The following is a 19,142-nucleotide window of genomic DNA, read 5'->3' on the forward strand; positions in this document are numbered from 1 at the left end:
TATTGTAACCCTTGTTTTTTAGATAAAATGAATTAAATGAAATATACATTTTATTTTTTATTTATAAAATGATAGCGCTATCATTTTGTGGTGAAAATCAAACGGGGGTGCGATGATGAAAACAGTAGCAATTTTGGGGACATTTGATACAAAGGGGAAAGAACTAATATTTGTGAAAGATTTAATTGAGAAACAAGGAGTTAACACTCTTTGTATTCATACCGGTGTATTTGATCCAATTATAACGCCGGATGTTACGAATGCAGAATTAGCCGCTGCAGTAGGCGTGGACATCAATTCAATTATTGAAAAAAAAGACCGTGCTACGGCAACATTAGTACTGTCTAAAGGGACTGCAACAGTAATTCCTGAACTATATTCGCAAGGGCGTTTTGATGGGATTATTTCAATTGGAGGTTCGGGTGGGACATCATTAGCAACACCAGCGATGCAAGCATTACCAATTGGTGTTCCGAAAGTAATGGTATCTACTATGACATCGGGAGACATCTCACCGTATGTTGGAACGAGCGATATTATTATGATGCCATCGATAGTTGACGCTGAGGGATTGAATGAAATTTCTATGAAAATCTTTAGCAATGCAGTGAATGCAATTGTTGGAATGGTAAAAAATGCGCAAGAGTTTAAAGAAGAAGGGAAGCCTTTAATAGCTGCGACTATGTTTGGAGTAACAACACCTTGCATTAAAACAGCAAAAGAATATTTAGAAAAACACGGTTACGAAGTACTTGTATTCCATGCAACAGGTGCAGGTGGTAAAAGTATGGAAGCGTTAATTGAAGCGGGTTATATTAAAGGCGTACTCGATCTAACGACAACGGAATGGTGCGATGAAATTGTTGGTGGAGTATTAAGCGCTGGTCCCCATCGACTGGAAGCAGCTGCAAAAGTAGGTATTCCACAAGTAGTTTCTGTTGGTGCGTTAGATATGGTGAACTTTGGTCCCATCGATAGTGTACCAGCACAATTTAAAGAACGAAATCTTTATCAGCACAATCCGACTGTCACATTAATGCGTACTACTGCAGAAGAACTTCAAGAAATTGGAACAGTAATTGCTGAAAAATTAAATTTGGCACAAGGAAACACATCATTAATGCTTCCATTAAAAGGTGTTTCTGCCATTGACATCGAAGGTGAGGCTTTCTATGATCCTCATGCTAATGAAGTGTTATTCAATACGTTGCGAAATAAAGTTGGCGATACAGTTGAAGTATTCGAATTAGAAAATGCGATTAATGATGATGAATTTGCCATCGCTGCAGCTAATAAATTAATGGAATTATTAAAGGCTTAATTACGCCTAGATATTGAAATTTAGGAGGATTCAAATGAACACATTAACACGTGCTGAAAATATTGCGAAATTTAAAGAACAAGTAGCAGCAGGTAATATTCTTGTTGGAGTTGGTGCTGGTACTGGGATTACAGCGAAAAGTAGTGAGGCTGGTGGAGCTGATTTACTTATTATCTATAACTCTGGTCGTTACCGTATGGCAGGACGTGGTTCACTGGCAGGATTACTTTCTTACGGCGATGCTAATGCCATTGTTGTAGACATGGGGCAAGAAATTTTACCAATCGTAAATGATGTTCCAGTGTTAGCGGGAGTATGTGGTACAGATCCATTTCGTGTGATGGACATTTTCTTAAAGCAATTAAAAGAGCAAGGTTTTAATGGAGTACAAAACTTCCCTACAGTAGGGTTGATTGATGGTGTATTCCGTCAAAATCTTGAAGAAACAGGAATGGGCTACGGTTTAGAGGTGGAAATGATCCGTAAAGCTCATGACATGGATATGCTGACTTGCCCATATGTATTTGATGCAGAGCAAGCAAAGGCAATGGCAGAAGCAGGCGCGGATGTATTAGTAGCACATATGGGGCTTACAACAAAAGGAACAATTGGTGCAAAAACAGCCCTTTCGTTAGATGACTGCGTAGAAAAAATCAATGATATTATTGCCGCTGGTCGTCAAGTGAATCCAGATATTATGGTGATGTGTCATGGTGGTCCAATCTCAGAGCCAGAAGATGCCCAGTATGTTATTAGTAAAATTCCGGAGCTAGATGGCTTCTTTGGTGCTTCAAGCATTGAACGTTTCGCAGCGGAACGTGGTATTAAAGAACAATCAGCTGCATTTAAAGCAATTAAGAAATAAGTGGTGGACACTAGGTAAAGTTTACCTAGTGTTTTTGTTTTATTGTAAATCCGCTTTTTAAATTTCTATACTTTATTTTTAATAACATTTAAGTATGTAGTTAAGTAACTGATCGAAGAATATCAAACCAATAATCACTTAAATTAAAACAACCTACCTAAGCTTATTTAAGCCAGTTTACACACTCCAACCTAATCAATTATTGAACTACAACATTATCAAAAGGAATCGATTCACCATTCACTTGAACCTCAATTGCTTCGTGTTGAGGGTCTGTCGTTAAATAATATGTATTTTGCTTTATTGTCTCATCATGTGAATTTGTTTCATTAAGCTTGATTATTAGAGTATCTCCTTGTGTTTCTAAATCAGTTTCCACATCGCCACTTGAATGAAAAACAATATAATATCCTTTTCCTCCATTAGTGATTGATTGAAGTCTTAAGTTGGAATCAACATTTTCCTGTACATTTTCAGGTACATTTTTAATTTCGGTAAAACTCAATACTGATGAATTACAGGCTGATAAAATAGCGATTACGAAAAAGCCTAATAAAAAAATTTTCTTCATTTCTTCCACTCCTTCTTCTACATAAATTTTATATTCCAGATATTCATAGCTTTATTAACTACATGAATATTTTACCAGTATATCTAACTTTAATTATAAAAAAATTTTTAAAAAATATTACTATTCCACACGTAACAATTAACTTTTTCCCAGAAAAGGAAAATAATTAGGAAAACGAAAATTGTATAGTTCGTCTAAAAAAATAGTAACTAATCATTATTTTAATGAGAAAGTAAAAAATGGAATTTGCGAATTTTGGAGAAAATTTCAATCTTGAAATAGATTTTTTGTTTTGTATAATTGGTTTTAAGAAACCGCTTAACTAAATTTACAAAGGGGTAATTAAATGTCAAATTGGGGAATTTTAGGGGCATCTAATATTGCATACGAACAGTTTTTGCCAGCAGTAAATAAAGTTGAAACCGCGTTTTTGAAAGCGATTGCATCAAAGTCACCAAATAAGATTGCTCGCTTTGGTATTGAGCATGTTTATGAAACATATGAAGAATTATTACAGAGCCCTACTATCGATGTGGTTTATATACCTCTACCTAATGCGTTGCATGCACAATTTGTTCAATTAGCCTTAAAACATGGCAAGCATGTCTTAGTTGAAAAGCCAGCAACGATTTCACTAAAAGAAATGCAAGAAATAGCTTCGATTGTAAACCAAACTGAACGTGTTGTATTAGAGGCATTTATGTACCAGTATCATGCACAGCACCAAAAAATGCGAGAACTTTTACCACGGGTTGGGGAGATTCAAGAAATCAAAGCACATTTTTCATGGTTGCTTGAGGATGAAAAAGATATTCGTCTTAATGAGCAATTGGGAGGTGGCGCTTTGTATGATGTTGGGTGTTATTGTATGCATGCGATAACGCAACTAGTCGGGTATAAACCAAAGCGTATCTTTATGACATCACCACAGGAAAAGAGCGTCGATGAAACATCACACATTATTATGTACGATGAGAACAATACACTCGCTTCATTCACATGCTCCATGCGGATGCCATTTGAAAATTATTACATGGTATATGGAACTAAAGGAGTATTGAAGGTAGAACATAGCTTTAGACCAGATTTATCTCCTGATGGAAAAGGAATTGTGACTCTTTTAGATCAAAATGAAAATATTTTGGAACAGCATCATTATTATGACGAGCCTTATGTAAAGCAAATTGAATATATGGAAAAGTGTATTTCTCAAGAAGCTTCTTCCAATGCAATGTTACAATCATCACTTGAAATGGCAAAGTATATTGAATTCGCATATCGTTCACGACAAAAAGGTGAATGGGTGCAAGTGGAGGGATGAGATGAAAACAGCAGTAATTGGTTTAGGAAGATTAGGGACAATTCATGTGAATAATTTACTGAATATTAGAAATATAGAAGTTGTGGCAGTTTGTGATAGTTCAATCGAACGTTCAGAAAAAGTCGCTAAACAATATCAAATACCATTCTACACAGACAATATTAATGCCATCTTAGAAAATGAACAAATAGAAGCAGTAGTCATTGTCACCTCAACGAGTAGCCACTACGAAATTATTACAAAAGCAATTGATGCAAATAAAGCAATATTTGTAGAAAAGCCTCTAACAATTGAACTAGAAACATCCAAGAAAATATTAGCACATGCGAATGAAAAAAATGCATTTGTTCAAGTAGGATTTATGCGTCGTTTTGACCCAGATTATGCTGCGGCAAAAAAGTGTATCGAAGAAGGTCAAATTGGAAAACCACTTTACTTCAAAGCAATAAGTCGTGATCCGGACGCACCACCAAATTCGTTTTTAGCTAGAAGTGGTGGAATCTTTATTGATTTTAGTATCCACGATTATGATTTAGCTAGATTTTTAATGAATGATGATATTATCTCTGTTGCCTCATTTGGACGAAACATTAAATATCCGGATCTTGCTACCATCGGCGACATTGATACAGGTATTAGTTATATAGAATTCGCAAAAGGTGGCTGTGGCGATGTTGAATCAAGCCGTTGTGCATTATACGGCTATGATATTCGTACAGAAATCGTTGGCTCTGAAGGGACAATTCGGATTGGATCATCGAAGAAAAATAACGTTCAGCTATTAAATTCTAAAGGGAATTCTAGTCAAATCATCCCTATATTTTATGAACGCTTTGAAGAAGCATATAAAAATGAATTCGATGCTTTCGTTCAAGCTGTTCAAAACAATGAACCATCACCGGTGAGTATTGAAGATAGTATTCATGCATTACAAGTGGCGCATCTTGCTCAACAATCCTTTGAACTAGGGAAGAAAGTGTCAATCGGTGAAGGAAGTGTGAATGTATGACGGATGCGTTACTAGAAATGAAGAATATTACGAAAAGCTTTGCAAATAACCATGTATTGAAGGGTGTCAATTTAGAGGTGCAAAAAGGCGAGGTCCATGTGATTCTTGGAGAAAACGGTGCGGGAAAATCGACACTTATAAAAATTATTACAGGGGCCTATTCAATGGATGACGGAGAGATGTACTGGGAAGGAAAGCCAATAGCCATTAAAAACCCACTTGAAGCAATGGCAATTGGAATAGCTACAATCTATCAGGAGCTTAATCTAATTCCTGAGCTAACCGTTTATGAAAATATTTTTCTTGGCAGGGAAAAGAAAAATCGGGGCAAGATGAGCTTATTAAATAAAAAAGAAATGATCCGTGAGGCAGAAGAATTGCTCGAGCGTCTAGGTCAAAATCCCAAGCTTGCAACAGAACCGTTATCAAAATTAGGAATGGGTCAGCAACAACTAGTCGAAATTGCGAAAGCGCTTACCCTAGATGCCAAGGTTTTAATAATGGATGAACCGACATCTAGCTTAAGCGGTAAAGAGGTTGAAGAACTATATAAAATTGTGGAACAACTTCGAGAAGAAGGAATCGCGATTATATTTATCTCCCATCGGTTAGATGAGATTCGAAGATTGGGAGACCGCATTACAGTACTACGAGATGGATTTGGGATAGCAACGATTGATGTTGCAACAACTGAAACAGATTATTGGATTGAGTTAATGGTTGGTCGTTCACTTAATGAAAAATTTCCAAAGAAAAGCTTCAATCGAGGAGATGTGAGCTTTAGTTTAAAAGATTTCAAAGTAACGGAGGAAACACCACCTATTAATCTAGATATTCATTACGGTGAAATCGTAGGTATATCCGGACTTGTTGGAGCTGGAAGAACAGAACTTGCACGTGCGATTTTTGGAGCAGATAAACGATATAGTGGCAAAATTTTTATCGATGGTGCAGTGAAGAAAATACATTCACCTCGTCAAGCAATTGATGCAGGTATCGCGTTTATTACAGAGGACCGAAAAACAGAGGGTCTCGTATTAGATTTATCTATGATATTAAATGTTTGTTTACCTAGTATGAGTAAGTTTCGGAGTCCGTTAAAATTGTTGGACTTAAAAGCTATGCATGACAAAGCACAGGAATATATGAACGAGTTACAAATTCGCCCAGCAAATATCGAGTTAAATGCTAGAAACTTCAGTGGCGGGAATCAGCAAAAGGTAGTTATTGCAAAATGGCTTTGTACAAATGCGAAGGTATTTATATTTGATGAGCCTACTCGAGGAATTGATGTTGGTGCTAAGGTTGAAGTATATCGTTTGATGAATCGGCTTGTTGACGAGGGGGCAACTGTCATCATGATCTCATCTGATCTACCTGAAATACTAGGGATGTGTGATCGGGTATTGGTTATGAGGGAAGGGAAGCTAACAGCAGATTTACCGATTGAACAAGCAACACAAGAAGTCATTATGAAAGCGGCTACATTAGGAGCCTAGGAGGTGAAGAAAATGACAGAAATAATGGAAAACCCAGTGAAACCAGAAGTAGAAAAGAAAGCCACATGGAAAAAAATTATGAGTAAGTTTGGTTCATTGTTAGCACTTTTAATATTAGTTTTAGTGCTTTCATTTGCCACGGATAAGTTTTTTACTGTGAACAACTTGATGAATATTGCCCGGCAATCATCCATTAATGCTTTATTAGCTGTTGGGATGTTATTACCTATATTAACAGCTGGTATTGACTTATCGGTAGGATCTATACTTGCTCTTTCAATCATGATTATGGGGATTGTTTCAGTAAACATGACACTGCACCCATTACTAGGGATATTAGCATGTCTAGTCATTGGAGCTGGTTTTGGGTTACTTAACGGTGTGCTCTTAACAAAATTACGTTTACCACATCCTTTTATATCGACACTTGGAACAATGAATATTGCCCGTGGTATTGCGTTAATTATTACTGGAGCAGCACCTATTGCTGGTTTCCCATTCTTAATTCAATATGTCGGCTCTGAATTTATCGGACCAATTCCTATTAGCTTTTTATTAGTCATTGTAGTGTACATTATCTTCCACGTCTTTTTAACAAGAACTCAAACAGGTCGCTATATTTATGCGATTGGTGGAAACAAAGAAGCGGCACGACTATCTGGTATTAATGTAGACCGAGTCCTAATCATTGTTTATACATTAAGTGGTTTAATGGCAGGGTTAGCAGGGCTCGTCATGGTAGGGCGTGTAAACTCAGCCTTTCCATTAGCAGGGATGTCTTATGAGTTAGATGCGATTGCAGCCGTAATCATTGGGGGAGCGAGCTTTTTCGGTGGGGTTGGTACTGTATGGGGTACGTTAATTGGCGCACTCATTATAGCGGTACTACGAAATGGGCTTAATTTATTAAATGTTTCATCAGATTTCCAGATGGCTGTAGTCGGATTTGTTATTATCGCTGCCGTCTATGTTGATGTATTACGGCAACGGAAAGCAAAAAGAAATTAAAAATTAGGGGGAAATGGGTATGAAAAAAAGAAATTGGTTACTAGTATTGGGGTTAACTTTAGCAATGTTATTAGCTGCTTGTGGTAGTGGGGAAGGTACATCTACATCTAATGGAAATGCAGGTGGAAGCGGAAGTGGAAGTGGAGATGGAGATGCTGACGGAGGAACTAAAAATATCTCTGTTGTTTTAAAAACATTATCAAGTCCATATTGGAAGTACGTAGAGGCAGGAGCGAAAAAAGCAGGCGAGGATCTAGGTGTTAATGTAACAATCGTTGGACCATCGTCGGAAGCTGAAATTATCCAACAAGTAAATATGTTAGAAGATCAATTGAGCCAACAACCTGATGCGATTGTTGTTTCACCGACACAGCCTGATACAGTAATTCCGGTACTCGAAGATGCTTCTTCACAAGGGGTACCAGTACTTCTCATTGACTCAGATGCTGACTTTGAAGGGAAGGTTACGTTCATTGGAACAGAAAACTATGATGCGGGTCAAGAAGCTGGAAAGGAAATTGCATCTAAGCTTCAACCTGGCGATAAGGTTGTGTTAATTGCCGGAGCATTAGGAAATCCTGCTACAGATGCACGTATTAAGGGAGCAAAAGATGCGTTAGAAGAAGCGGGAATGGTTATTGCAGCAGAGCAACCTGCAGATAGTGATAAAGCAAAAGCAATGTCAGTAATGGAGAATATTTTAGAGGCAGAAGATGATATCAAAGCAGTATTTTCAGCGAATGACGATATGGCTATAGGTGTCTTACGTGCAGTTGAAGCGGCGAATCTAGACATTATCATTTATGGAACAGATGGTACGGAAGAGGCAGTGCAATCGATTATTGATGGCGGTTTAACAGGAACAATCGCACAAAATCCGTATAACATGGGCTATGAAGGAGTTAAAAGTGCTTTAGCAGCAGCAAATGGTGAGACAGTTGAAGAACGTATTGATAGCGGTGTTGAGATTATTACAAGTGAAAATGCACAAAAGCAATTAGAATTTTTGCAATCGCTTTCAAATTAAATTAATAAACTTATAGAAAGGAGAGGTGTACTTGCGACCAACTATTTATGATGTTGCCCAAGTTGCAGGTGTATCAATTGCAACTGTCTCAAAGGTAATAAACAAAACTGGCAATATTAGTGAGAAAACGCGCCTTCATGTTAAAAACGTTATTAAAGAAATGGAATACGAACCGAGTAGTATCGCAAGTGCCCTTTCTAAAAAGAAAACAAAAACGATTGGCATTATTGTTCCTAATATTGCGAACCCATTTTATGGTGAAATCACACGTTTATTAGAACAAATTGCAAACCGACATGACTATTCTATTATTCTATCAAGTACTTATAATCATCCAGAACGTGAGAAACAATATATTCGCTTCTTATTACAAAAGGAAGTAGATGCCATCATTATCGGAACGGAATTATTAAGCGACCAAGTGATAAAGAAACTTAATAAACGTAATATTCCAATTGCGAAGTTATCCGTTCCGATTGAAGAGAAGAACGTAATTAGTGTAACAACAGATAATTATGCAGGTGGCTATCTTGCTGCACGCTATTTATATGAAAATGGTCATTTAACTACTAAAATTATCGGAGATTTAACACGTCAATCAGAATGTGACCGTGTAGCAGGGTTCCGTGCCTTTTATAAAGAAAAGGGAATCGTCATTTCAGATGATCAAATTATTTCAAGAGAACCATTGTTTGAGGAAGAATCGCCATTCATAGATCTTGTATTAAAAGGTGCAGAAAAAGTTACAGCGATTTTTTCAACAACTGATTTTCAGGCTGTATTAACAATGAATGCATTACATGAATTAGGCTATTCAATTCCTAACGATTATTCTGTTATCGGTTTCGATAATACGATGTATGCCAAGCTTAGCCAGCCTACGCTAACAACAATTGAGCAACCAATACGAGAAATGACAGAATTGTTATTCCAACAGCTTTTATGTGCAATTGAAACGGAGGAAATGACATATAAAGTGAATGTGTTTACACCTCGATTAATCGAAAGACAGTCTGTATGTAACATCCATAAAAATAGCTCTTATAGATAGAGCTTTTCTATCCAATTAAGGAAAGCGGTTAACTGACGAAAACTGGAGGATAAGCAATGATACATGTTGGTGTAATTGGGGCAGGTCGAATTGGGCAGCTCCATGTAAAAAATTTGAAAATAATTGATGGGATTAAGGTAAAGGCAGTCGCTGATATAGCAGTGGATCATTTACATGACTGGGCAAAAGAATTTTCAGTTGACTATATAACGACTGATATACAAAAAATTATTAACGATCCAACGATTCATGCCATTTTAATATGCAGTCCAACGACAACACATGCTGAGCTAATTAAACAAATTGCCCAGGCGAAAAAGCATATTTTCTGTGAAAAACCGATTAGCTTTGCAGTAAAAGAAACGCTAGAAGCACTTGACGTTGTGCAAAAGGAAGGGGTATTACTGCAAGTCGGCTTCAATCGCCGCTTCGATCCAAACTTTAGAACGGTGCGACGTGAAATTGAGGGAGGAATGGTTGGAAAAACACATACATTACGTATTCTTTCAAGAGATCCACATCCTCCATCAATTGATTATGTAAAAACATCTGGTGGATTATTTATGGATATGATGATTCATGATTTTGATATGGCACGTTATGTGATGCAAAAAGAAGTTGTAGAGGTATATGCAAAGGGCGCTGTGTTAATAGACGAGGAGATTGGCCATGTAGGAGATGTAGATACTGCAATCGTTCTTTTAACATTTGAAGACGGCACAATTGGTACGATCGAAAATAGCCGTAAAGCAATCTATGGCTACGATCAACGCCTTGAGGTATTCGGTGAAAATGGTGCATTAATAGTTGAAAATGCTCGTCCAACGAACATAACACGTTACCTTGAATCAGGTGTTTCATCAGATAAACCTCCTCACTTTTTCCTTGAAAGATATAATGACGCTTATATTGCAGAAATTGAAGCGTTTATCGCCGCGATTAAAGGGGGAGAAGGAATTGCTTGTAGTGGTTTTGATGGCTTACAAGCTGAAAGAATTGCTGAAGCAGCAAAGAAATCCATTGAAACGAAGAAGCCAGTTCAGATTTCAAGAGAGGTGATAGAGCATGACAACGATATCATTCTCAGCAGACAAAATATTTGATGTTGTTGCACTTGGGCGGTTATGCATTGATTTAAATGCAAATGAGTTTAACCGGCCGATGGAGGAGACAATGACCTTTACAAAATATGTCGGTGGGTCACCTGCAAATATAATCATTGGTCTATCACGTCTTGGATTAAAAACTGGATTTATTGGTAAAGTAGCAGATGATCAAATGGGTCGATATATTAAGAGCTATTTAGAAAAAGAGAATATTGATACAAAGAATGTTGTGATAGATAAGACCGGTGCCGTAACAGGCCTAGCTTTTACGGAAATTAAAAGTCCCGAAGAATGCAGTATTTTAATGTATCGAGACAATGTAGCTGATTTACTTCTTGAGCCGTTAGAAGTACAGGAAGATATAATCGCAAATGCAAAAGTGCTACTTATTTCAGGAACTGCTTTAGCGAGTTCCCCTTCCAAAGAAGCAGTTTTTTTAGCACTTGAATATGCACAATTACACGATGTAAAGGTGTTGTTTGATCTAGATTACCGACCTTACACATGGAAAAATGTGTACGAAACTGCGGTGTATTACAATTTAGCAGCTGAAAAATCCCATATCATTATAGGCACACGTGAAGAGTTTAATATGATGGAAAGCATTTTAAATGAAAAATGCTCTGACGAAGAAACTGCGAATAAATGGTTCAACCATCGTGCTGAAATAGTCATTATTAAGCATGGCAGCAAAGGCTCCATTGCATATACACCAAATGGCGAAAGTGTTCGAAGTGGTGTTTTTGAAGCCGATGTACTAAAAACCTTTGGTGCTGGAGATTCATACGCCTCTGCATTTTTGTATCGAATTATGCAAGGAGGCACAATTGAAGATGCGATGAAATACGGAAGTGCTTCTGCAGCGATCGTTATTTCTAAACATAGTTGCTCAGATGCAATGCCAACACTGGATGAGCTAGAAGAGAAAATTAGTGTGGGAACATATAAACAAATTTAAGGAGGTAAATATGAATAAAACAATTCGGAAAATAGGTAACTATGTCAATGGTGAATGGATTGATGGATCTGGAGAATATATTACAGTTTACAATCCAGCAACTGGAGAAGAAATTGCGCAAGTTGCAATATCAACTCAAGAGGATGTAGAAAAAGCAATTGCCATCGCAAAAGCAAGCTTTGAAACATGGTCTAAAGTGCCTGTTCCAAAACGTGCGCGAATCCTATTTAAATACCAGCAGTTACTTGTAGACAATTGGGATGAACTAGCACGTTTAATCACAATTGAAAATGGTAAAGCGTATTCAGAAGCATATGGAGAAGTACAGCGCGGTATTGAATGTGTAGAATTTGCAGCTGGTGCTCCGTCATTAATGATGGGTTCGCAATTACCAGATATCGCGACGGATGTAGAGTCAGGTATGTGGCGTTACCCAATTGGGGTTGTAGGCGGCATTACACCTTTCAACTTTCCGATGATGGTTCCTTGCTGGATGTTTCCTTTAGCAATTGCTTGTGGGAATACCTTTGTATTGAAGCCATCCGAGCGTACACCTCTTTTAGCACAACGACTAGCAGAATTGTTTAAGGAAGCAGGTCTTCCAGATGGTGTCTTAAATATTGTGAATGGTGCTCATGATGTTGTAAATACATTAACGGCACATCCAGATGTTAAAGCAGTTTCCTTCGTAGGATCACAGCCAGTAGCTGAATATGTTTACAAACGAGCTGCTGGAAACTTAAAACGTGTTCAAGCATTATCAGGTGCAAAGAATCATTCAATTGTATTAGCTGATGCGGACCTAGAATTTGCAGCAAGAGAAATTACAAATGCAGCTTTTGGTTCAGCAGGTGAGCGCTGTATGGCAGCAGCTGTTGTAGCAGTAGAAGAATCGATTGCAGATGAGTTTGTTTCCCTTTTAAAGAAAAACGCTGATGCGATTAAAATTGGTAATGGTCTAGATGATGGCGTGTTTTTAGGACCAATTATCCGTCAGGAAGCAAAGGAACGTACGCTTCATTATATTGAATCTGGTGTAGAGCAAGGAGCAAAGCTTGTACGAGATGGACGATTAGATAAAGAAGTAAATAATGATGGTTATTTCTTAGGAGCGACAATTTTTGATCATGTGACACAGAAAATGAAAATTTGGCAGGATGAAATCTTTGCACCGGTATTATCAATCGTACGTGTTAACGATTTATCCCATGCAGTTGAAGTCGCAAATGCAAGCCATTTAGCAAATGGTGCATGTTTATATACAAATAATGCTGCAGCGATCCGTCAATTTAGAGAAACGATCGATGCTGGAATGCTTGGCATCAATTTAGGAGTTCCTGCACCAATGGCGTTCTTCCCATTCTCTGGCTATAAAGATTCATTTTATGGAGATCTCCATGCAAATGGGAAAGATGGTGTTGAGTTCTACACTCGTAAAAAAATGGTGACAGCTCGCTTTGTTGAAAAGAATTAAGGGGAAATTGGCTATTTAGAAAAGCAATCATTCTTAATAGCCTTTTTAAAAAGGAGCGTGTAACGACATGGAAACAATTCGGTTAACTACCGCCCAAGCGTTAGTGAAATTTTTAAATGCCCAATACGTACGCTTTGACGAAGAGGAGCACCCATTCGTTGATGGTATATTTACCGTTTTTGGTCATGGGAATGTGTTAGGCATAGGTCAGGCATTAGCGGAAGATCGAGGTCATTTACGTGTATACCAAGGAAGAAACGAGCAAGGGATGGCACATGCGGCAATGGCATATGCAAAACAGCATCATCGGAAGAGAATTATCGCCTGTACCGCTTCAGTAGGTCCTGGTTCAGCAAATATGGTTACAGCAGCAGCAACAGCTACAGCCAATGAAATCCCATTACTACTATTTCCAGGGGACGTCTTTGCAACGAGACAACCAGATCCAGTATTACAGCAAATTGAACAAACCTATAATCCTACAATATCTACAAATAATGCATTCCAATCTGTTTCGAAATATTGGGACCGTATCAATCGTCCTGAACAATTAATGAGTGCAATGTTAAATGCAATGCGGGTATTAACTTGTGTTGAAAGTACAGGTGCAGTAGTCATATCACTTCCACAGGATGTTCAAGGAGAAGCAGGGGATTATCCAATTAGCTTCTTTGACAAGCGTGTGCACACAATTGAACGACGAATGCCAACCCCAGAAGCAATTGAGCAGGCAGTACAAACATTAAAAAAGCATAAGAAGCCGCTTCTCGTTGTTGGTGGGGGTGTCCGGTATTCAAGAGCAGAGAAAAGTGTATTGGATTTTGCGAAAAAATATAATATTCCGATCACTGAAACACAGGCAGGTAAAGGTGCGATTTCATCTAATGAATTATTAAATCTTGGCGGTGTTGGTGTAACAGGTAATTTATGTGCAAATAAGGCAGCAAAGGAAGCTGATATCATCATTGGCGTTGGAACACGCTTTAATGATTTTACAACGGGGTCCAAAAGTTTATTTGCGGATAAAAAGGTTTTAACGATTAATGCTTCCACATTCCATGCAAATAAGTTAGATGCAGTGGCTATTGTGGCAGATGCAAAACGTGGTATTGAAGCATTATCGGACGCTCTTAACGAGTTTCAAACTTCAAATGAACATATTAAAGCTTTAAAAGAGGAATGGTTAACTGAACGTATACGTCTAGCAAATAGTAAAGTTTCGGACAATTTTGTTCCAGAAATTGCGGGGCACTTAGATGAGGCATTAAAAGATTATGAGAAAAGCTTAAACACACAGTTAACGCAAACATCCGTTGTCGTTCGTTTAAATGAATTACTTCATCCTACAAGTATTATTACTTCAGCCTCAGGAAGTTTACCTGGAGATTTGCAGCGTCTATGGCAAACAACAGAACCCTATACTTATCATATGGAATATGGGTACTCGTGTATGGGATACGAAATTGCAGCAGCTCTTGGCGTAAAGCTGGCAGAGCCTGAAAAGGAAGTTTATGCTCTTGTGGGAGATGGAAGCTTCCTCATGCTCCATTCAGAACTTGTTACTAGTTTACAAGAAAAGAAAAAAATTAATATTGTACTCTTTGATAATGCAGGTTTTGGTTGTATTAATAATTTGCAAATGGAAAATGGAATGCCTAGCTTCAAAACTGAATTCCGATATCGCGATGAACAGTTAGATGATACAGTTGGTGACGTTATAGCGATTGATTATGCGAAAGTGGGAGAAGGCTACGGTTTAAAAACATTCCGTGTTACAACATTAGAAGAATTAGAGTCTGCTATCGAAGAAGCTAAAAAGTCTTCAATTAGTACATTAATCGATATAAAAGTGTTACCAAAAACAATGACAGCTGGCTATGAAGCATGGTGGCATGTAGGTGTGGCAGAAGTAGCAAAAAGTGAGGCAATCGTAGAGGTTTATCAAGAACAACAAAGAAATTTACAACAAGCTCGAAAATATTAGGAGGGGCCAATGTTACACAATCATTCTATTAAACTTGGGATTGCCCCGATAGGTTGGACAAATGATGATTTGCCTGAGCTTGGTGGTCATATTCCTTTTGAACAATGTATAAGTGAAATGGCATTAGCTGGCTATGTAGGGTGTGAGGTTGGAAATAAGTTTCCACGTGATACAAAGACGCTTCACCATGCTTTAGAATTACGCGGATTATCCATTGCAGCAGCCTGGTTTAGTGCTTATTTAACAACAAAACCATATGAGGAAACGGAAATAGCTTTTATTGCCCATCGTGATTTTTTACATGAGATGGGTGCAAAACATATTGTCATTTCTGAACAGGGTCATAGCATTCAGGGAGACTTAAACATCTCTATTTTCGAAGGGAAGCCTATCTTTTCAGAGAAAGAGTGGAATTTGCTAGTAGAAGGGTTAGATAGGTTAGGACGGTTGGCAAAAGAAAAAAACATGACGTTAGTTTATCACCACCATATGGGAACGGGTGTCCAAACAGAAGAAGAAATTAATCAGTTAATGAAAAGAACAAATCCAAATGTTATGTCTCTTCTATATGATTGTGGTCATTTATATTTTGCTGGTGAAGATTATCTTCGCGTTTTACAAAATTACATTGATCGTATTGCTCATATTCATTTTAAGGATGTACGGAATGTTGTTTTGAAAAGTGTGAAGGAACAAAAGCTTAGCTTTCTTCAAGGAATTAAGGCAGGTGTTTTTACTGTGCCAGGTGACGGCGATATTGATTTTAAACCTATTATTCAACTAATCGCGCAGTCAAACTATGAAGGGTGGATTATTGTAGAAGCCGAACAAGATCCAGCAAAAGCAAATCCATTTGAATATGCAAAAAATGCACGTCAATATATTCGTGAAATTGCGGGTCTATAGGGAGGTGAAGAAATGCTCGTTACTTTAAAGGAAAGTTTAGCTTATGCGACAAAGCACCAATTTGGAATAGGTGCCTTTAGTGTTGCTAGTATCGAAATGATTCAAGGTGCAGTACGAGCTGCAGAAGATTTAAAGGCGCCAATCATACTTCAAATTGCTGAAGTACGCTTAAAGCAATCACCTCTTCATCTGATTGGTCCAGCAATGATTGCAGCCGCTAAGCAATCGAGTGTTCCAATCGTTGTGCATTTAGATCACGGATTGACAGAAGAAACAATTTTGCAAGCTCTGGAGCTAGGCTTTACATCTGTTATGTACGATGGCTCCCACGAAAAATTAGAAGTGAATATATCAAACTCCAAAAAAATACATCGTCTTGCAATGCAATATCATGCATCCTTTGAGGCGGAAGTAGGGAAGGTCGGTGGCTCAGAGGACGGTAGTGAAGAAATAGAGATGTTGTCTACTTCCGTCCAAGATGCAGCTCGTTTTGTAGAAGAAGTAGCAGTTGATGCATTAGCAGTAGCCTATGGGAATGCACATGGAGTTTATAAAGGAGAACCAAAACTTCAATTTGATAGGCTAGACGAAATTCGGAAAAAAGTAAACGTACCACTTGTTTTACACGGTGGTTCTGGCATTTCAAAAGAAGATTTTCAAAAAAGTATTCAACTTGGCGTTCGGAAAATCAATGTAGCGACGTCAACATTTCAATCTGTTCAACAAAGCGTGAACCAAAATGCTCCCTTTAACGATTACTATGGACTTCATACTCAGTTAATCCAAGGAGCTTATGAAAATGTCTCACGTCATATTCGCATGTTTAACAGTCACCATCAAATAAAGGAGGGGGGATTACAGCATGTATAAAAAATTAGATGATTTAACTGGAGGATATTATGAGCTAACAGCAAGAAACGATGAAACAAATATGCTGATGGATATTGGAATTCATGTACTTGAAGCAGGGGAAAGTATAACATTACATGATTCTGTACAGGAGATGGCCATTCTTCCTTTAGTTGCTCATGTGAAACTATCCTGGGAAACTGAATCTGCGATTGTTCAGAGACAAGATATTTTTACTGAGTCACCTTATTGCTTACATGTTTGTAAAAATGTAAAAGTAAAACTTGAAGCAATTGATAGAAGTGAAATATTAGTACAAAAGACAACGAATGATGTCACTTTTTCTAATAAATTGTATACACCGGAGGATTGTCCTAATGAAGATTTAGGTAAAGGAGTTTGGGAAAATACTGCTACTCGCACAATCCGTACAATTTTTGATTATGAAACGGCGCCATATTCAAATCTAGTCATTGGTGAAGTAATTTCCCATCCAGGTCGCTGGTCTAGCTATCCGCCCCATCATCATGATCAACCCGAAGTGTATTATTATCGCTTCAATAAGGAGCAAGGCTTTGGATGTGCAATGGTAGGTCCTGATGCATATCGTGTTGAAAATAATAGTTTTATAACGTTACCAGGTGGACTTGATCATCCACAAGCAACGGCACCAGGCTATTCGATGTATTTTTGCTGGATGATACGTCATTTAGAAAATAATCCTTGGACAGAACGTATATATGAGGAAGAACATAAATGGTTGCTGACTAACTTATAGATTTGGAAGTAAGTAGTTACTTCGATTTAAAACGGCTGAAATTAATCATTTCGGTCGTTTTTTTATTTTGCTTTAAAAGAGGAAGTTTTCAAATCTATTGTTTGAAGTATTGTTCCGAATGTAGCGGCAATTACAAGGTGTATTTAGGAATTAATGGAAAATCCAGTTTACACTTTTTGTATAATCCGGAATACATAAGGTAAAAATAGTAAGAACTAACGTCGAGAGGGATGAGGTATATGTATTATTTTACTATCGGAATTGGAATCGGAATTATTGCGGCAATCTTTTTAAATGTAATTGGGTACTAGTTTTAAAGTATTTAGTTTCACAAAACGTAAAATCCTTAATTAATAAGGGTTTTGACGTTTTTTTCATTTAGCTTCAATTACGGGGAGTCTTTCTATACTAATTAAAGTACTTACATTACATTCTGGTAAATTACAAGTGGAGGAACAAGTTGGAAAAGTTTCTTTAGATCCATTGCGATCTATACTTATATAATATTATCATAAATAGAAAAAAGTACTAAAAATCCATTTGCTAGATGAAATCATACGAATTTTGAATAAGGACCATAAAGGGTAACTTAAATCAATTTAGATAGCTTCATTACTCACATTTATATAGACATGGCTGGTTTCTCATTAGTTCCTTATGTTTGTGTATGTGAGTTATAATAATATTAAAGTAATAAAAACTTTGTACGTTATTAAAGGATTTTAATTTTGTTGAAGAGAACTTAGTAGTAATCTTTTAATATTGAATAATGAGTAGCATTAACTGCCATTTTAGAAAGGATGTGAAAGGAAAATTATGACGATATTAAAAGCTCATATTCAAAATTTTACTGTTTTTGAAAATACACAGATGGAGTTTGTCGATGGTGTTAATATTATCATCGGTACCAATGGGACGGGGAAGACACATTTATTAAAATCACTTTATGCGATTTGCGAGAGTGTTAACTACGAAGGTGAAGATGTATATGAGATATCCCAACCATATTTTTCTGTAAATCCAATGGAATTAGTAAGGGATAAAAAAAATCGTAACAATCTTACGTATGTTAAAGCTTATTTTTCCAAAAACAGCTCAGCTTCTTATGAAATTATAAAGAATAAAGGCATGAAGTTAGCTGCAGACGGGGCCAGTTATAATCATATTGATTTTAAAATAAAGGCGATCTTTATTCCGGCGAAAGAAATGCTTGCACATTCGCGTGGTTTTTTAGCCTTATATAATAAATATAAAATCCCGTTTGATAAAACATACATTGATATAATAACGAATGCAGAATTGCCTGAAACAAGAGGGAGTTCATCTTTAAATAACGCTATACTAAAAACAATTTCAAGTGTCATTCGGTAGTGTCAAAACTTCTATGAAAAATTGAAAATCACAAAAAATTAGAC

General features: G+C 37.2%; 17 protein-coding genes. 16 read left to right on the forward strand and 1 reads right to left on the reverse strand.

The features are described from left to right. Positions 1-115 precede the first annotated feature (115 nt). Positions 116-1,321, forward strand: a complete 1,206-nt coding sequence (locus CD30_RS16560) for a Tm-1-like ATP-binding domain-containing protein (RefSeq protein ID WP_036179382.1) — start codon at positions 116-118, stop codon at positions 1,319-1,321. A 34-nt stretch (positions 1,322-1,355) separates the two neighbouring features. Further along, complete coding sequence (locus CD30_RS16565; protein ID WP_036179385.1) at positions 1,356-2,186, forward strand: phosphoenolpyruvate hydrolase family protein; 831 nt, start codon at positions 1,356-1,358, stop codon at positions 2,184-2,186. A gap of 199 nt (positions 2,187-2,385) precedes the next feature. On the opposite strand, the gene CD30_RS16570 is transcribed toward CD30_RS16565, so the two are convergent. Continuing rightward, positions 2,386-2,757, reverse strand: a complete 372-nt coding sequence (locus CD30_RS16570) for a hypothetical protein (protein WP_036179388.1) — start codon at positions 2,755-2,757, stop codon at positions 2,386-2,388. 346 nt (positions 2,758-3,103) lie between these two features. On the opposite strand from CD30_RS16570, the gene CD30_RS16575 reads away from it, so the two are divergent. The 14 genes from CD30_RS16575 to CD30_RS16640 all read left to right on the forward strand — a co-directional run bounded on the left by CD30_RS16575 (position 3,104) and on the right by CD30_RS16640 (position 19,098). Next, a complete protein-coding gene (locus CD30_RS16575) occupies positions 3,104-4,078 on the forward strand; it encodes a Gfo/Idh/MocA family protein (protein ID WP_036179391.1) in 975 nt (324 codons plus the stop codon). A 1-nt stretch (position 4,079) separates the two neighbouring features. After that, on the forward strand, positions 4,080-5,087 hold the full coding sequence (locus CD30_RS16580) for a Gfo/Idh/MocA family oxidoreductase (protein WP_036179394.1): 1,008 nt from the start codon (positions 4,080-4,082) through the stop codon (positions 5,085-5,087). Continuing rightward, on the forward strand, positions 5,084-6,586 hold the full coding sequence (locus CD30_RS16585; RefSeq protein ID WP_036179397.1) for a sugar ABC transporter ATP-binding protein: 1,503 nt from the start codon (positions 5,084-5,086) through the stop codon (positions 6,584-6,586). Before CD30_RS16580 ends, CD30_RS16585 begins: the two co-directional genes overlap by 4 nt. A gap of 12 nt (positions 6,587-6,598) precedes the next feature. Then, positions 6,599-7,594 carry an ABC transporter permease gene (locus CD30_RS16590; RefSeq protein ID WP_036179400.1) on the forward strand — a complete coding sequence of 332 codons (996 nt, stop codon included), beginning with the start codon at positions 6,599-6,601 and terminating at the stop codon, positions 7,592-7,594. Between the two features lie 19 nt (positions 7,595-7,613). Next, positions 7,614-8,621 (forward strand): sugar ABC transporter substrate-binding protein, encoded by a 1,008-nt coding sequence (locus tag CD30_RS16595; RefSeq protein WP_036179403.1) that lies wholly within the window; start codon positions 7,614-7,616, stop codon positions 8,619-8,621. Positions 8,622-8,652: 31 nt separating this feature from the next. Then, positions 8,653-9,672 carry a LacI family DNA-binding transcriptional regulator gene (locus CD30_RS16600; protein ID WP_036179406.1) on the forward strand — a complete coding sequence of 340 codons (1,020 nt, stop codon included), beginning with the start codon at positions 8,653-8,655 and terminating at the stop codon, positions 9,670-9,672. Between the two features lie 56 nt (positions 9,673-9,728). Further along, entirely contained in the window at positions 9,729-10,775 is a 1,047-nt protein-coding gene (iolG, locus tag CD30_RS16605; RefSeq protein WP_052126288.1) for an inositol 2-dehydrogenase, read from the forward strand. Further along, on the forward strand, positions 10,738-11,736 hold the full coding sequence (iolC, locus tag CD30_RS16610; protein ID WP_036179409.1) for a 5-dehydro-2-deoxygluconokinase: 999 nt from the start codon (positions 10,738-10,740) through the stop codon (positions 11,734-11,736). Before iolG ends, iolC begins: the two co-directional genes overlap by 38 nt. Positions 11,737-11,746: 10 nt before the next feature. Further along, positions 11,747-13,210 (forward strand): CoA-acylating methylmalonate-semialdehyde dehydrogenase, encoded by a 1,464-nt coding sequence (locus tag CD30_RS16615; protein WP_036179412.1) that lies wholly within the window; start codon positions 11,747-11,749, stop codon positions 13,208-13,210. Between the two features lie 67 nt (positions 13,211-13,277). Beyond that, entirely contained in the window at positions 13,278-15,194 is a 1,917-nt protein-coding gene (gene iolD, locus CD30_RS16620) for a 3D-(3,5/4)-trihydroxycyclohexane-1,2-dione acylhydrolase (decyclizing) (protein ID WP_036179415.1), read from the forward strand. A gap of 9 nt (positions 15,195-15,203) precedes the next feature. Beyond that, positions 15,204-16,100 carry a myo-inosose-2 dehydratase gene (gene iolE, locus CD30_RS16625; RefSeq protein WP_036179417.1) on the forward strand — a complete coding sequence of 299 codons (897 nt, stop codon included), beginning with the start codon at positions 15,204-15,206 and terminating at the stop codon, positions 16,098-16,100. A gap of 12 nt (positions 16,101-16,112) precedes the next feature. Next, positions 16,113-16,970 (forward strand): class II fructose-bisphosphate aldolase, encoded by an 858-nt coding sequence (locus CD30_RS16630; RefSeq protein WP_036179418.1) that lies wholly within the window; start codon positions 16,113-16,115, stop codon positions 16,968-16,970. Further along, a complete protein-coding gene (locus tag CD30_RS16635) occupies positions 16,963-17,727 on the forward strand; it encodes a 5-deoxy-glucuronate isomerase (RefSeq protein WP_036179421.1) in 765 nt (254 codons plus the stop codon). The genes CD30_RS16630 and CD30_RS16635 overlap by 8 nt, the downstream gene beginning before the upstream one ends. Positions 17,728-18,543: 816 nt before the next feature. Then, positions 18,544-19,098, forward strand: a complete 555-nt coding sequence (locus tag CD30_RS16640) for an AAA family ATPase (RefSeq protein ID WP_052126289.1) — start codon at positions 18,544-18,546, stop codon at positions 19,096-19,098. The last annotated feature ends 44 nt before the right edge of the window (positions 19,099-19,142 follow it).

Source organism: Ureibacillus massiliensis 4400831 = CIP 108448 = CCUG 49529 (assembly GCF_000772965.1).
Classification (GTDB): domain Bacteria; phylum Bacillota; class Bacilli; order Bacillales_A; family Planococcaceae; genus Ureibacillus; species Ureibacillus massiliensis.

What these genes read in the sequence shown, in the direction of transcription:
- CD30_RS16580 (WP_036179394.1), top strand. Translation starts at nt 4,080, where the DNA reads ATGAAAACAGCAGTAATTGGTTTAGGAAGATTAGGGACAATTCATGTG.
- CD30_RS16630 (WP_036179418.1), top strand. Translation starts at nt 16,113, where the DNA reads ATGCTCGTTACTTTAAAGGAAAGTTTAGCTTATGCGACAAAGCACCAA.
- CD30_RS16585 (WP_036179397.1), top strand. Translation starts at nt 5,084, where the DNA reads ATGACGGATGCGTTACTAGAAATGAAGAATATTACGAAAAGCTTTGCA.
- CD30_RS16560 (WP_036179382.1), top strand. Translation starts at nt 116, where the DNA reads ATGAAAACAGTAGCAATTTTGGGGACATTTGATACAAAGGGGAAAGAA.
- iolG (WP_052126288.1), top strand. Translation starts at nt 9,729, where the DNA reads ATGATACATGTTGGTGTAATTGGGGCAGGTCGAATTGGGCAGCTCCAT.
- iolC (WP_036179409.1), top strand. Translation starts at nt 10,738, where the DNA reads ATGACAACGATATCATTCTCAGCAGACAAAATATTTGATGTTGTTGCA.
- iolD (WP_036179415.1), top strand. Translation starts at nt 13,278, where the DNA reads ATGGAAACAATTCGGTTAACTACCGCCCAAGCGTTAGTGAAATTTTTA.
- CD30_RS16635 (WP_036179421.1), top strand. Translation starts at nt 16,963, where the DNA reads ATGTATAAAAAATTAGATGATTTAACTGGAGGATATTATGAGCTAACA.
- CD30_RS16590 (WP_036179400.1), top strand. Translation starts at nt 6,599, where the DNA reads ATGACAGAAATAATGGAAAACCCAGTGAAACCAGAAGTAGAAAAGAAA.
- iolE (WP_036179417.1), top strand. Translation starts at nt 15,204, where the DNA reads ATGTTACACAATCATTCTATTAAACTTGGGATTGCCCCGATAGGTTGG.
- CD30_RS16595 (WP_036179403.1), top strand. Translation starts at nt 7,614, where the DNA reads ATGAAAAAAAGAAATTGGTTACTAGTATTGGGGTTAACTTTAGCAATG.
- CD30_RS16565 (WP_036179385.1), top strand. Translation starts at nt 1,356, where the DNA reads ATGAACACATTAACACGTGCTGAAAATATTGCGAAATTTAAAGAACAA.
- CD30_RS16570 (WP_036179388.1), bottom strand. Translation starts at nt 2,757, where the DNA reads ATGAAGAAAATTTTTTTATTAGGCTTTTTCGTAATCGCTATTTTATCA.
- CD30_RS16640 (WP_052126289.1), top strand. Translation starts at nt 18,544, where the DNA reads ATGACGATATTAAAAGCTCATATTCAAAATTTTACTGTTTTTGAAAAT.
- CD30_RS16615 (WP_036179412.1), top strand. Translation starts at nt 11,747, where the DNA reads ATGAATAAAACAATTCGGAAAATAGGTAACTATGTCAATGGTGAATGG.
- CD30_RS16575 (WP_036179391.1), top strand. Translation starts at nt 3,104, where the DNA reads ATGTCAAATTGGGGAATTTTAGGGGCATCTAATATTGCATACGAACAG.